Genomic DNA, 12,505 nt, shown 5'->3' with positions numbered 1-12,505 from the left:
GTCCGGCTACTGCAGGACGGCGCCCGCGGTGTTCGCGCGGATCCATCCCGGAGCGAGGATGTCGCCGCCCTCGGTGATGATCCAGGGATTGGCATCCTCGGCGTCGATCGCCGCGACCGCGGCGGCGAGGGCGGCCCGCAGCGTCGGGAAACTGTGCGACACGGCCACCCGGGCCGGCGCGTAGCCCGGCCAGAGGGTCAGTTCGGCGGGTCGGTCGAGATCGGTCGGCAGCATTGGTCGTGCGGGGCTGGAGGGGCACGCCGCCTGGGCCGCGGGCGTGCGGGGAAGCGGACGGAGAGCTGGCGCGCTCAGGCGGCCTTCGGCTTCGGCCGGGGCACGCGCACCTCGACCATCTGGCCGGTCATCGGGTTGAGGATCAGCATGTCAGCACGTCTCCGGTGGACCTGCCCGTAGAACGCCCGCCGATCGCGCCCGGATCGGGGCGGTCGGCGCAATTGTGCGGTTTGGGTAAACCGATCGTTCACCGTGAAGGCGCGCCGTTCATCCGCGCCGTCTCCGCCTCAGATTACAACCGGGCGTCGTGTGGTCGGAGGCCGGCACACCTACCGTTTTAGGCGTAGGATCCGACGCGCGTCGTCGCGATGGCCGAGCCGCGGGCATACAAAAGCCCGCCACGGCAGGACCGGGCGGGCGGAGTGGCGGCATAGGGTCGGGAGGTTCGCCGTGGCGGCGACCTGCCATCCCGCCCATGACGGCCACATGACAGCGGTATGCCAGCGCGATGGAAGCGGCATGCCAGCCCCACGAATATCGCGCGACAGGCGGCCGATCCGGTCAGACCCGCTCCGGCTCCGCCAGCAGGATGGCGGCGCGGATGGCGGCCCGGCGCAGCCCGGCATCGGCCCAGGGCTGATCGATCAGCGTCCGGGCGAAGGGATGCGAGGCCACCGCGGCCGCGGGATCGATGCGGAAGCCGTCCCCGAACGCCACCGAACCGGGCGTGGGATCGGCCAGATAGGCGTCGACGACGGCCGAGACGTCGTCATCGACGATATCCAGGGTCGTGAACAGGTCGAGAGTCATGGGGCGCTTCGCCATGGCGGCGCTATAGCCGCGCCACCGCGACAGGATCACGACTCCCGCGCCGTCTCCGCGCCGCGATCAGAACGCGGCCGGAACGAGCATCGCGGCGGGGACCGGGCCGCGCACGTAGTCCGCGTGCCGCAGGCGCTCGGGCAAGTGGACCGCCGGGTGCTCCACGCTGCCGTAGGGGATCTGGTCGAGCAGGTGGCTGATACAGTTCAGGCGGGCCCGTCGCTTGTCGACCGCCTCGACCACCCACCAGGGCGCCTCGGGGATATGGGTCCGCGCCAGCATGTCCTCCTTGGCCCGGGTGTAGTCCTCCCAGCGGCGCCGCGACTCGACGTCCATGGGCGACAGCTTCCACTGCTTGAGCGGATCGCGGATCCGCATCCGGAAGCGGAATTCCTGCTCGGCATCGGTGATCGAGAACCAGTATTTTACCAGGACGATGCCGGAGCGCACCAGCATGCGCTCGAATTCGGGGACCGACCGGAAGAACTCCTCGACCTCCGCCTCGGTGCAGAAGCCCATGACCCGCTCGACGCCGGCGCGGTTGTACCAGGAGCGGTCGAACAGCACGATCTCGCCGCCGGCGGGCAGATGGGAGACGTAGCGCTGGAAATACCATTGCGTCCGCTCGCGCTCGCTCGGGGCGGGCAAGGCGGCGACGCGGCAGACGCGGGGATTGAGGCGCTGGGTGATCCGCTTGATCACGCCGCCCTTGCCGGCCGAGTCGCGGCCCTCGAACAGCACGACCACGCGCAGTTTCCGGTCCTGCACCCAGTCCTGGAGCCGGACCAGCTCGTGCTGCAGCCGGAGCAGCGCGCGGAAATAGACCTTGCGGTCGAGATGATCGGGCGGCGCGCCGCCGAGCTCGGCCGCGAGCCGGTCGAGGCGATCCTCCTCGAGCCCGAGTTCCAGCTCCTCGTCGTAGCTGTCGGCGAGGTCACGCCGGATCGCCTCCAGGGTGGCATCCGCGTTGGCATTCAAGGTGGCATCCGGGGCAGAGCTGTCGTCGGGCCGCATCGCCGGTTCTCCTGCGCGTCGCGGGGCCGACCTAGAGCAGCGTTCCGTGACACGCCTGAGAAAGCGCCGCGCCCGCGGCGGCCGATCCCATGTCGCGCCCGTGATCGTTCCGTCATACGGTTCCGCCACCGATCGGGGCGACCGGAGATGCGTCATGGCTGGAGAAGCGAAGAGGGCCGGGCCGAAGCGCCGGCGGGACGACCCCGATCCGGCGCGCGCCGAGGGCGAGAAGGTCGGCGCGCGCATCGATGCCGCCTTCGAGAAGCTCGCCGGGAAGCTGCGCGCCCGCGCCGACAGGGCCCGCGCCAAGCTCGACGCGGCGACGAAGGCCGAGAAGCGGGCGGTGCTGCTGCGCCGCTACGAACTCTACGCGGACGCGGCGGCCTATCTCGAGGAGCGGCTCGTCGATCGCGGGGGGCGATCCGCGTGATCTCCATCGACCCGGCCGGGCGCGGCGCCGCCCGACGCAGCTGACGGCGAGGATCCCATGTTCGACGCGACCAAGATGCTCGCCGACGCCCTCGGCGAGCACCTGGCCCTGACCTACCAGCGGACCTTCGGCAGCCGGGAGCCGCGCTACGCCGAGATCATCGAGGCCGCGGCGCGCCTGACGATCGAGCGGATCGTCGGGAGCGACGCCCTCTACCATGACGGCGACCACACGGCCCTCGTCACCCTGGTCGCCCAGGACATCCTCCGCGGCCGCTTCCTGCAGCAGGGCATCACGCCCGAGGACTGGCTGCACATGATCCTGGCCGCCCTCTACCACGACATCGGCTACGTGCGCGGCGTCTGCGCCGGAGACCGGCTGCAGGCCTTCGTCATCGACGCGCAGGGCACGACCGTCAGCCTGCCCCGGGGCGCCTCTGACGCGGCGCTGGCACCCTACCACGTGGAGCGCTCGAAGCTGGCCGTGCAGGAGCGCTTCGGCACGCACGATCTCGTCGACGCGTCCCGGGTCATCCGGGCGATTGAGCTGACCCGCTTCCCGGTCCCCGAGGACGATTCCCATCGCGAGACCGGGACCGAGGCCGGCCTGCTGCGGGCGGCCGACCTGATCGGTCAGCTCGGCGACCCGCTCTACCCGCGCAAATTGAACGCCCTGTTCCACGAATTCGCCGAGATCGGCGTCAACGCGGAACTCGGCTACGACAGCCCGGCCGACCTCGCGGAGCGCTACCCGTCGTTCTTCTGGGGCAAGATCGAGCCCGTGATCGGGGACGCGATCCGGTTCCTCGACCTCACGGTCGAGGGGCGGGGCTGGGTCGCGAACCTCTACGCCCACGTCTTCGCCATCGAGCACGACCGCCGGCGCATGGGCCCGCATCCCGGGCCGGGCCCTCTCTGAGGCGGCGCGGCGGCCTCAGGCGGCCGCGACGAGTCGGGTCACGGCCCGGACCAGCTCCGCCGCCACGAAGGGCTTCTCCAGGATGGGCCGGCTCGCCTCGGCCGGGGCGCCGGTGACCCGCACGTCGCCGGTGGCGAACAGGTACGGCACGCCGAGGACGCCGAGACGCTCGGCGACCGGATAGACGCTGTTCCCGTCGCCCAGATTCACGTCGAGCACCGCGGCGTCGGGCGTCTGCTCGGCGATCAGGTCCAGGGCGAGATCCGCGCGTGGGACCGGGCCGATCACCTCGGCCCCGGCGCTGTGCAACCAGCGCTTGACCTCGCTGGCGATGAGATACTCGTCCTCGACGACGAGGACGCGGCACCCGGACAGGGGCGGAACAGCCTCGGGCACGATCCCCTCCCATCGGCGCGCGACGATCCGAGAATAACCGCGCGACACGACCGGAGGTTCGCGCCGTTCGCATGATCCGCCACGCACCCCGACGGCGCGGGACCGCGCCGGCCCGCGCGGCGGGTCGATCAGCCCCCTGGCCGAGCCGGGGCGTCGGGCGGGGCGTCGGGCGGGGCGTCGGGCGGGAAGAAGCGGTTGGCCGGCCGCGCGAGGCCGAGATGGTCGCGCAGCGTCGTCCCGGCGTAGTCCCGGCGGAACAGCCCGCGCCGCTGCAGCTCCGGCACCAGCCGGTCGACCACGTCGTCGAGACCCTCGGGCACGAACGGGAACATCACGTTGAAGCCGTCGCAGGCGCGGGTCTCCAGCCACTCCTCCATCCGGTCGGCCACCTGCGCGGGCGTGCCGACCATCTGCAGGCCGCCGTAGCCGCCGACCTTGCGGGCGAGTTCCCGCACGGTCGCGCCGGTGCGGCGGGCGTAGTCGACGATCTGGGCCTGCCCGCTCTTGCTGGCGTTGCTCTCGGGGAGCTCCGGGAGCGGCGCGTCGAGGGCGAAGCCGGTCGCGTCGACGCCGAGGCGGACCGAGAGGTTGGCGAGGCCGCTGTCGGGATGGACGAGGTCGTCGAGGCGCGCCTTCTTGGCCTGCGCCTCGTCCTCCGTCTCGCCCAGGACGATGAAGCAGCCGGGCAGGATCTTGAGCTGGTCCGGGTCGCGCCCCGCCGCCGGCATCCGGCCCTTCACGTCGGCGTAGAAGGCCCGGGCCGCCTCCACGGTCGAGGCCGCGCCGAACACCATCTCGGCGGTCTCGGCGGCGATCTGCTTGCCGGCCTCGGAGGCGCCGGCCTGGACGATCACCGGCCAGCCCTGCACCGGCCGGGCGACGTTGAGCGGGCCCTTCACCTTCAGGAAGTCGCCGCGGTGGTCGAGGACGCGCATCTTCGCCGGGTCGAAGAACAGGCCGCTCGCCGGATCCATCGTGAAGGCGTCGTCCGCGAAGGAATCCCACAGGCCGGTCACCACGTCGAAGAACTCGCGCGCCCGGGCGTAGCGGGTGGCGTGCTCCAGATGCGCGTCGCGGCCGAAGTTCAGGGCCTCGTCCGGGTTGCCGGAGGTGACGAGGTTCCAGCCGGCCCGCCCCTTCGAGATGTGGTCGAGCGAGGCGAACTTGCGGGCGACGTGGTAGGGCTCGTTGTAGGTGGTCGACGCGGTGGCGATCAGGCCGATCCGATCGGTGAGCACGGCGAGCGCCGGCAGCAGGGTCAGCGGGTCGAACGACGTCACGGTGGCCGAGCGGCGGAGCGCCGCCACCGGCATGTTCATCACCGCGAGGTGGTCGGCCATGAAGAACGCGTCGAACTTCGCGGCCTCCAGCCGCCGGGCGAAGTGCGCCAGGTGCTCGAAGTTGAAGTTCGCGTCCGGATAGCTGCCTGGATAGCGCCACCACGCGGTGTGGATGCCGACCGGGCGCATGAAGGCGCCGAGATGCAGCTGGCGGTCCCGGCTCATCGCTGCCGTCTCCGGTCTCTCACGGATGCTTGTGGATCGGGTCGACCCAGTACACCGTCTCGGGCGCCTCGGCGGCCTCGACGTCGGGCAGGTTGACCACCACCGCCTCGTTGTCGGAGCGCACCAGCACGCAGTGCAGCGGCTCGTCGGTCGAGGCGTTGATCTCCTGGTGCGGCACGAAGGGCGGCACGAAGATGAAGTCGCCCGGCCCGGCCTCGGCGACGTATTCGAGCCTGTCGCCCCAGCGCATCCGGGCGCGGCCCGAGACCACGTAGATCACGCTCTCCAGTTCGCCGTGGTGGTGCACGCCGGTCTTGGCGTCGGGCTGGATCGCCACCGTGCCGGCCCAGATCTTCTGGGCGCCGACCCGGGCGGCGTTGATCGCGGCCTGCCGGTACATGCCGGGCGTCTGCGCGGTGTTGGCGTCGAGCCGGTCGCCGGGGATCACCCGAACGCCGTCGTGCTTCCAGCGCTCGGACGCGCCGTGGTCGTGGGCGTGATCGTGGGCGTGATCGTGGGCGTGGCCATGATCGTGGCTGTGGCCGTGGTCGTCGCCGTGGTCGTGCATGTCGGGTCCTCCCGCGCCATCATTGCACGGCGGCGGCGGTTTGCGAGACGCTCGTGTCGAGGATCGCCTCGGCCCGCGGCGCGCGGGCCTTCGGGATCAGCCCGGCGCGGACGTAGAGATCGATGTTGCGCTGCTCGTCGGCGATCACGGACGCGTCGATCGGGACGGCCCGGTAGGCGGCGCGGCCGAACCAGCGCAGCGGCACCGCCTCCGGCAGGCCGATGAGCTTCGACCAGACGGACGCGTAGGGCGCCGGATCCTTCAGGGCCCATTCCCGGGCGCGGGCGAGGCGCGCGCCGAAATCGGCGAGCAGCGCCCGCTTGGTCCGGATCGCGTCGTCGCTCGCCACCGCGAAGGTCAGGCCCGGGGTGATGCCGTTGCCGTCGCGGATCACCCGGACGAGGCCGGCGAGCTCCGCCGTGGAGGTGTAGGGCTCCCAGGTCGCCCAGGCGTCGACCGCCCCGGAAGCCAGCGCGATCTTGGCGTCGGCCGGCGGCAGGAAGCTGAAGGTCACGCTGTCGGCGGGCAGGCCCGCCTCCTCCAGCGCCGCCAGGACCACCTGATGGCCGATCGAGCCGCGGTTCGTGGCGACGCGCTTGCCCTTCAGGTCGGCCACGGTGCGGAGGGGCGATTCCTTGAGCGCCAGGATCGCCAGCCCGTCCTGCCGGTTGCGGAAGGCCAGGAACGCCTTCACCGGCACCCCGGCGGCCGCCGCGAAGGTGAAGGGCGCGTCGCCGACGCCGCCCGCGTCGATCGCGCCGGCGTTCAGCGCCTCGAGCAGGGGCGCGGCCGCCGGGAACTCACTCCAGTCGAGCCGGTAGGGCAACCTGTCGAGCACGCCGGCCGCCTCCATCAGGGCGCGGGCGTTGCCGCGCTGGTCGCCGACCCGCAGCACCTCCTGCGCGTGCGCCGGCCGGACCGCCAGGAGCGCCAGCAGGGCGAGGATGACGGCGCGCATCAGGCGGCCTCGGCGGCGCCGCGGCGCCCGAGGGCGGCCCGGACGGCGGGCAGCAGCGCCCGGCCGTACTGGAGCGCGTCCTCCAGCGGGTCGAAGCCGCGGATCAGGAAGGTCCGCACGCCCAGGTCGTGATAGTCGAGCAGGGCGTCGGCGACCTGCTCGGGGGTGCCGACCAGGGCGGTCGAGTTGCCCGCCGCTCCGGTCTCGGCCGCGATGGCGGTGAACAGGCGCTTGTCGTGGCGCGGCCCCGCGGCGGCGGCCGCGAGGAGTCGTCTCGAGCCCTCGTTCTGCGGCGTCGCCGCCGGGCCGAGGCCCTTGGCGGCCCGGACGGCCCGGGTCCGGGCCAGAATGTCCTCGGCGCGCTCCCAGGCCCGCGCCTCGGTCTCGGCGAGGATCGGCCGGACCGACAGGCTGAAGCGCGGCGCCCGCCCGTGGGCCGCGGCCGCCGCCCGCACCCGGCCGATCAACTCGGCGACCTGCGCGTGGGTCTCGCCCCAGAGGGCGTAGGTGTCGGCGTGGCGGCCGGCCACCGCCAGCGCCGCCGGCGAGGCGCCGCCGAAATAGACCGGGATCGCGTTGACCGGCTTCACCTCGGAGAAGCCGCGCTCCACCCGGTAGTGATCGCCCGCGTAGTCGAACGGCTCCGCGGCGGTCCAGCTCTGCCGGACGATGTCGAGGAACTCCCGGGTGCGGGCGTAGCGCGCGTCCTTGGTGAGGTGGTCGCCGTCCTGGGCGAGTTCCCGGTCGTCGCCGCCGCTGATCACGTGGATCGCGACCCGGCCGCCGGTGAGCTGGTCGAGGGTCGCGAATTGCCGCGCCGCCACGGTGGGCGCCGTGAATCCGGTGCGGTGGGCGATCATCAGCCCCAGCCGCTCGGTCACGGCGGCGACCTGCCCGGCGAGCAGGAGGGCGTCCGGCGTGGTCGCGTGGAAGGCCACCAGCACCCGGTCGAACCCGCCCCATTCGTGCGCCTGCGCCAGGAGCTTCAGATAGTCGCGGTCGATGGACGGCCCCGCCGCCGGGTGGATCTCGGAGGTGTGGCGGGGGGCGACGAAGCCGATGAACTCGACGGCATCGGGGGGAAGCAGGCTCATGGTGCGATCTCCGGGTCGAGGGCGGGTTCAGGCGCCGAGGGCGGCCCTGCCGGCGGCGGCGCGGACGGCGTCCCCTTGCGGCCAGTGGATGCGCGCGCACAGGACGTCGCGCAGGTGCCGCTCCAGCGGGTTCGCCCGGGACAGGCCGGCGTTGCCGGACAGCTCCGCGGCGCGCTGGACCGCCGCGACGGCGTTCTCCGTGGCGGTGAGCTTCACGAAGCCGGACTCGCGCGGCGGAGGAGGATGTCCCGCATCGACCTCGGCGGCGAGCCCGGCGACGAGGCGCGCGTTGACGGCGAGCAGCCGCTCGTTCTCGCCGACCGCCTCGTGGAAGCGCGGCAGGCTCGCCAGCGGCGCCCCGAGGCTACCGGGCCGGCGCGCCCGCAGGAAGCCGGTGAACCAGTCCTGCGCCGCCCGGGCCACGCCGTCGTAGAGGGCGGCGAGCAGGGTGCAGCTCCAGGCCTGCTGCCAGGGATCTGGCCCCGACCAGCCGCCCGGCGGCCGCAGGTCGACGGCGTGGTCCCCGGGGATCGGCACGTCCGTGAAGTGGACGTCGTGGCTGCCGGAGGCGCGCAGGCCGAGATGGTCCCAGGTCTCCGCGATGCGGATGCCCGGCGCGTCGAACGGCACCAGGACGGTGCCGGTGCGCGGCTCCGCCTCGTCGGTGCGGACGAAGACGAGGCCGTAGGCGAGCCCCGGCGCCCCGGTCGCGTAGATCTTGTGCCCGGAGATCCGCCAGCCCGCGCCGTCGCGGCGGGCCACCGTGGCCGGCAGGCCGCCCCGCGAGGGCGTCCCGAGTTCGGGCTCGACCCGCAGGGCGTTGATCAGCGCCCCCCGCGCCACCGCCGCCGCGCCGACCGCGTCGGCGAGCGCGCGCGGCCACGGGGTGTCGGGCCGGTGGATCAGCCCGTGCTGGAGGTACTGCATCGCCACGACCAGGGCGGTCGCCGGGTCGGCGGCGCCGAGCGCGCGCACCAGTGCGGCGGCCCGCGCGAGACCCGAACCGCCGCCGCCGAGACGCCGCGGCACGGTGAGGGCCAGGAGCCCGGCCTCCCGGAGCGCCGCGAGGGAGTCGTGCGGGAAGGTCCCCGCGCGGTCGTGGTCGGCCGCGCGGGCGGCGAGCCGTCCGGCGAGGCTGCTGACGATGTCGGGGGGCGGGACGGCGACGGTCATGGGGTGTTCGGCGACGTGATCGGCGGGCGGCCGCGCGGCGCCATCCCGGGAGCCGCGATGGTCCGCCCGGACCCGGGTCGCGTCAACGGAATGCCGTTCCGAATATTCATGGATCGGCAGGAGGATTTTGCCGCGTCGTCGGACGGCGAAGGAGAACGTGTTTCCGCCCGCCGGGGGCAAGAATCGATCGTTCTCCCGGTCGCCATTCGGGGTCCCGTCATCGAGAGACAGACGAACGACGCCCCTCGCCGATGAGCCGGGGCGCCTGAGCGCCGTGCGACGGCGCCGATCCGTGAATGATCTTACCCGATCGCGCGAAAATAGAGGAAACGCTTTCGTTGACTCGGTCCTGCAGCGATCGAATACTCGGCACCCTGATCCCTCGACGGATCATTCCCGAAGACGAGGGCGCCAGATCCGCCCGGTCGCGCCACCGGTGCGGTGACGCGCGCCGTTCCCGCCGCGCGGTCGCGCGGCCCGGAGACCCGAGATGACCGACGCGCCCTCCCGACCGGGCAGCCCCTCCTCCGATCCCTCGCCCTCCCGGCGGCGCCTGCTGCAGGTCGGCGCCGCGGCCGCCGCCCTGCCGCTCGGCCTCGGCATGGGCACCGGCCGCGCCTGGGCACCCGGACCGGGGGCGCCGTTCGACCCCGGCCCGCTCTGCCGACCCGCCGCCGCGGAGGCGCCCGCGGCCCCGCTCCGGACCGTGAAGCTGGCCTGGAACGCCACGGCCATCTGCACGGCGGCCGCGCCGCTCGCCAAGGAGCAGGGGATCTTCGCCCGGCACGGCCTCGACGTGGAGTTCGTCAATTTCGGCGGCTCAACCGAGGCCCTGCTGGAGGCGATCGCCACGGGCAAGGCCGATGCCGGAATCGGCATGGCCCTGCGCTGGCTCAAGCCCCTGGAACAGGGCTTCGACGTGAAGATCACCGCGGGGCTGCACGGCGGCTGCCTGCGGCTGCTCAGCGCCAAATCCTCCGGCATCGCCGACATCGCCGGGCTGAAGGGCAAGACGATCGCGATCAGCGACCAGGCGAGCCCGGCCAAGAACTTCTTCGGCCTGCTGCTCGCCAAGGCGGGGATCGACCCGGAGAGCGGGGTCGAGTGGCGGCAGTACCCGGCCGACCTGCTCAACCTCGCGGTGGAGAAGGGCGAGGCGCAGGCGCTGGCCGATTCCGACCCGCGGACCTGGATCTGGCTGAAGGACCCGCGCTTCACCGAGGTCGCCACCAACCTGTCGGGCGAGTTCGCCACCCGCACCTGCTGCGTCGTGGCCGCCCGCGGCAGCCTGATCCGGAACGACCGCGCGGTGGCGCGCGCGCTGACCCGGGCGATCCTAGAGGGCGGCCACGCCGTCCACCGGGATCCCGAGGCCGCGGCCCGGGCCTTCTCCGGCTACGGCGGCAAGGGCTCGATCGCGGATCTCGCCGCGATGCTGCGCAGCCAGCAGCACGGCGACAGCCCGGTCGGCGGCGATCTCAAGCAGCAGCTCGCGCTCTACGGGGACGAGCTGAAGCAGGTGAACGTCCTGCGGCGGTCCACCGACACGGCAAAGTTCGCCGAGCGGATCTACGCCGACGTGCTGAGCTGAGGCGCGCCATGTCCGGAAGCATCACCGCCGGCGTCGCCCCGCGGGCCGCCGCCCCGTTCCGAAGGCTGCCGCGGCCGCCCTGGCGGATCGTCCTCGCGGGCGGCGCCTGGCTCGCCCTGGCCGGCGTGACCCTCGGCCTGCCCGAGGCGGACGACCTGCCCGAGACCGCGGCCCTCGGGTCCGGCGCGGCGGCGCTCGGCCTCGCCCTCCTGGCCCTCATGCCCGTGGCCGGCCGCCTCGGCCCTCTCGGGTCGCGGCTGCGGCACGGGAGCCCCTGGCTCACGGTGCTGGCGGTGGCGCTGCTGGTCTGGGAGGCGGTCACGGCGAAGCTCGCCCTGCTGCCGATGCCGTTCTTCCCCTCGCCCCAGGCGATCCTGGAGGTTTTCCTCGACGACTGGCCGAAGCTCGGCGGCAGCATCCTCAACTCCCTGATCCTGCTCTCCGGCGGCTACGCCATCGGGGCGGCGACCGGCTTCGTCCTGGGCGTCGCCATCGGCACCTTCCGGGCGGTGGGCTACTGGGCCCATCCCGTTCTGCGCTTCGTCGGGCCGCTGCCGGCCACGGCGTGGCTGCCCCTCGCCTTCTTCGTCTTCCCGTCCTCGTGGTCGGCCAGCACCTTCCTGGTGGCGCTGGCGACCGGCTTCCCGGTCACGGTGCTGACCTGGTCGGGGGTGGCGGGCGTCAACAAGGCCTATTTCGACGTGGCGCGGACGCTCGGCGCCTCGCGCGGCTTCCTGATCCTGCGCGTGGCGATCCCGGCGGCGCTGCCGCACGTCTTCGTCGGGCTGTTCATGGGGCTCGGCGGCTCCTTCGCGGTGCTGGTCGTCGCCGAGATGCTCGGCGTGAAGTCTGGCCTCGGCTGGTACCTCCAGTGGGCGCAGGGCTGGGCCGCCTACGCCAACATGTACGCGGCGCTGATCGTGATGGCGCTGATGTGCTCCTCCCTGATCACGCTGCTGTTCCGCCTGCGCGACCGCCTGCTCGCGTGGCAGAAGGGGCTGGTGCAATGGTAGCCGCCGCGACCCTCGAACGCCCCGCCGCCCAGAGCGCCGGGGCCCGCCTGGCGGTCGAGTCCGTCAGCCACGCCTTCGCGATCCGCGGCGCGCCCCTGCCGGTCCTCGACCGGGTGAGCCTCGACGTGGAGCCCGGCGGCTTCGTGGCCCTGCTCGGCCCCTCGGGCTGCGGCAAGTCCACCCTGCTGCGGCTCGTCGCCGGCCTCGAGCCGCCCGACCAGGGCGCGATCCGGGTCGACGGCGACCTGGTGGAGGGCCCGGACCCGTCCCGGCTCCTCGTCTTCCAGGACCCGACGCTCTATCCGTGGCGGACCGTGCGCGGCAACGTCGCCCTGGGGCTGGAGGCGCGCGGCGTCGGGCGGTCGCGGGCGGCCCTCGTCGACCAGGCGCTGGGGCTGGTCGGCCTCACGGGCTTCGCCGACGTTTACCCGCACCAGCTCTCCGGCGGCATGGCGCAGCGGGCGGCCCTCGCCCGCGCGCTCGTCAACGCGCCGCGGCTGCTGCTCCTCGACGAGCCGCTGGGCAAGCTCGACGCCCTGACGCGGCTCGCCATGCAGGCCGAGATCCTGCGGCTCTGGCAGGAGAAGCGCTTCACCGCGCTCCTCGTCACCCACGACGTCGAGGAGGCGCTGGTGCTGGCCGAGCGCGTGATCGTGCTCTCCGACCGCCCGGCCGCGATCCGGGTCGAGCTGCCCGTCGCGGCGCCCTATCCGCGCCACCGCGACGATGCCGAGATCGTGCGGCTGCGCCGGGAGATCCTGGGGATCCTCGGCCAGCTGACCTGACGGA

At 73.2% G+C, this 12,505-nt stretch carries 14 protein-coding genes; 5 read left to right on the top strand and 9 right to left on the bottom strand.

Translation table 11 applies throughout. The features are described 5' to 3' along the window. Nucleotides 1–6 precede the first annotated feature (6 nt). From LXM90_RS04075 to ppk2, 3 genes are all read right to left on the bottom strand, one after another. A complete protein-coding gene (locus LXM90_RS04075) occupies nucleotides 7–234 on the bottom strand; it encodes a hypothetical protein (protein WP_020091033.1) in 228 nt (75 codons plus the stop codon). 561 nt (nucleotides 235–795) lie between these two features. Further along, nucleotides 796–1,044, bottom strand: a complete 249-nt coding sequence (locus tag LXM90_RS04070; protein WP_128083267.1) for a hypothetical protein — start codon at nucleotides 1,042–1,044, stop codon at nucleotides 796–798. 78 nt (nucleotides 1,045–1,122) lie between these two features. Further along, on the bottom strand, nucleotides 1,123–2,070 hold the full coding sequence (ppk2, locus tag LXM90_RS04065; protein ID WP_020091036.1) for a polyphosphate kinase 2: 948 nt from the start codon (nucleotides 2,068–2,070) through the stop codon (nucleotides 1,123–1,125). 154 nt (nucleotides 2,071–2,224) lie between these two features. On the opposite strand from ppk2, the gene LXM90_RS04060 reads away from it, so the two are divergent. Together LXM90_RS04060 and LXM90_RS04055 are read left to right on the top strand one after the other, a co-directional pair. Continuing rightward, complete coding sequence (locus LXM90_RS04060; protein ID WP_020091037.1) at nucleotides 2,225–2,500, top strand: hypothetical protein; 276 nt, start codon at nucleotides 2,225–2,227, stop codon at nucleotides 2,498–2,500. A gap of 57 nt (nucleotides 2,501–2,557) precedes the next feature. Then, a complete protein-coding gene (locus LXM90_RS04055) occupies nucleotides 2,558–3,418 on the top strand; it encodes a hypothetical protein (protein WP_020091038.1) in 861 nt (286 codons plus the stop codon). 15 nt (nucleotides 3,419–3,433) lie between these two features. Here the strand turns inward: LXM90_RS04055 and LXM90_RS04050 are convergent, their stop codons facing one another. The 6 genes from LXM90_RS04050 to LXM90_RS04025 form a co-directional block, all read right to left on the bottom strand. Beyond that, nucleotides 3,434–3,814, bottom strand: coding sequence for a response regulator (locus tag LXM90_RS04050; protein ID WP_020091039.1), 381 nt, complete (start codon nucleotides 3,812–3,814; stop codon nucleotides 3,434–3,436). 128 nt (nucleotides 3,815–3,942) lie between these two features. Beyond that, the gene (locus LXM90_RS04045) at nucleotides 3,943–5,319 is read right to left on the bottom strand and encodes an LLM class flavin-dependent oxidoreductase (protein WP_020091040.1); all 1,377 of its coding nucleotides are present in this window, start codon (nucleotides 5,317–5,319) and stop codon (nucleotides 3,943–3,945) included. Nucleotides 5,320–5,338: 19 nt separating this feature from the next. After that, a complete protein-coding gene (locus LXM90_RS04040; protein ID WP_020091041.1) occupies nucleotides 5,339–5,887 on the bottom strand; it encodes a cupin domain-containing protein in 549 nt (182 codons plus the stop codon). Nucleotides 5,888–5,906: 19 nt separating this feature from the next. Next, complete coding sequence (locus LXM90_RS04035; RefSeq protein WP_234081833.1) at nucleotides 5,907–6,845, bottom strand: ABC transporter substrate-binding protein; 939 nt, start codon at nucleotides 6,843–6,845, stop codon at nucleotides 5,907–5,909. Next, a complete protein-coding gene (locus LXM90_RS04030; protein ID WP_020091043.1) occupies nucleotides 6,845–7,939 on the bottom strand; it encodes an LLM class flavin-dependent oxidoreductase in 1,095 nt (364 codons plus the stop codon). The genes LXM90_RS04035 and LXM90_RS04030 overlap by 1 nt, the downstream gene beginning before the upstream one ends. A gap of 27 nt (nucleotides 7,940–7,966) precedes the next feature. Further along, nucleotides 7,967–9,112, bottom strand: coding sequence for an acyl-CoA dehydrogenase family protein (locus LXM90_RS04025; protein ID WP_234081832.1), 1,146 nt, complete (start codon nucleotides 9,110–9,112; stop codon nucleotides 7,967–7,969). A gap of 490 nt (nucleotides 9,113–9,602) precedes the next feature. Between LXM90_RS04025 and LXM90_RS04020 the strand changes: the two genes are divergently transcribed. From LXM90_RS04020 to LXM90_RS04010, 3 genes are read left to right on the top strand one after another with little or no spacing between them, the layout of a single operon-like run. Continuing rightward, on the top strand, nucleotides 9,603–10,703 hold the full coding sequence (locus LXM90_RS04020; RefSeq protein ID WP_234081830.1) for an ABC transporter substrate-binding protein: 1,101 nt from the start codon (nucleotides 9,603–9,605) through the stop codon (nucleotides 10,701–10,703). 8 nt (nucleotides 10,704–10,711) lie between these two features. Next, entirely contained in the window at nucleotides 10,712–11,716 is a 1,005-nt protein-coding gene (locus LXM90_RS04015) for an ABC transporter permease (protein WP_234081827.1), read from the top strand. Beyond that, nucleotides 11,710–12,501 (top strand): ABC transporter ATP-binding protein, encoded by a 792-nt coding sequence (locus LXM90_RS04010; protein WP_234081825.1) that lies wholly within the window; start codon nucleotides 11,710–11,712, stop codon nucleotides 12,499–12,501. The genes LXM90_RS04015 and LXM90_RS04010 overlap by 7 nt, the downstream gene beginning before the upstream one ends. The last annotated feature ends 4 nt before the right edge of the window (nucleotides 12,502–12,505 follow it).

The organism is Methylobacterium oryzae (assembly GCF_021398735.1).
GTDB lineage: Bacteria > Pseudomonadota > Alphaproteobacteria > Rhizobiales > Beijerinckiaceae > Methylobacterium.
This window is presented reverse-complemented; position numbering and strand designations above follow the sequence as displayed.

What these genes read in the sequence shown, in the direction of transcription:
- LXM90_RS04030 (WP_020091043.1), bottom strand. Translation starts at nt 7,939, where the DNA reads ATGAGCCTGCTTCCCCCCGATGCCGTCGAGTTCATCGGCTTCGTCGCC.
- LXM90_RS04010 (WP_234081825.1), top strand. Translation starts at nt 11,710, where the DNA reads ATGGTAGCCGCCGCGACCCTCGAACGCCCCGCCGCCCAGAGCGCCGGG.
- LXM90_RS04015 (WP_234081827.1), top strand. Translation starts at nt 10,712, where the DNA reads ATGTCCGGAAGCATCACCGCCGGCGTCGCCCCGCGGGCCGCCGCCCCG.
- LXM90_RS04035 (WP_234081833.1), bottom strand. Translation starts at nt 6,845, where the DNA reads ATGCGCGCCGTCATCCTCGCCCTGCTGGCGCTCCTGGCGGTCCGGCCG.
- LXM90_RS04045 (WP_020091040.1), bottom strand. Translation starts at nt 5,319, where the DNA reads ATGAGCCGGGACCGCCAGCTGCATCTCGGCGCCTTCATGCGCCCGGTC.
- LXM90_RS04075 (WP_020091033.1), bottom strand. Translation starts at nt 234, where the DNA reads ATGCTGCCGACCGATCTCGACCGACCCGCCGAACTGACCCTCTGGCCG.
- LXM90_RS04055 (WP_020091038.1), top strand. Translation starts at nt 2,558, where the DNA reads ATGTTCGACGCGACCAAGATGCTCGCCGACGCCCTCGGCGAGCACCTG.
- ppk2 (WP_020091036.1), bottom strand. Translation starts at nt 2,070, where the DNA reads ATGCGGCCCGACGACAGCTCTGCCCCGGATGCCACCTTGAATGCCAAC.
- LXM90_RS04025 (WP_234081832.1), bottom strand. Translation starts at nt 9,112, where the DNA reads ATGACCGTCGCCGTCCCGCCCCCCGACATCGTCAGCAGCCTCGCCGGA.
- LXM90_RS04070 (WP_128083267.1), bottom strand. Translation starts at nt 1,044, where the DNA reads ATGACTCTCGACCTGTTCACGACCCTGGATATCGTCGATGACGACGTC.
- LXM90_RS04020 (WP_234081830.1), top strand. Translation starts at nt 9,603, where the DNA reads ATGACCGACGCGCCCTCCCGACCGGGCAGCCCCTCCTCCGATCCCTCG.
- LXM90_RS04040 (WP_020091041.1), bottom strand. Translation starts at nt 5,887, where the DNA reads ATGCACGACCACGGCGACGACCACGGCCACAGCCACGATCATGGCCAC.
- LXM90_RS04060 (WP_020091037.1), top strand. Translation starts at nt 2,225, where the DNA reads ATGGCTGGAGAAGCGAAGAGGGCCGGGCCGAAGCGCCGGCGGGACGAC.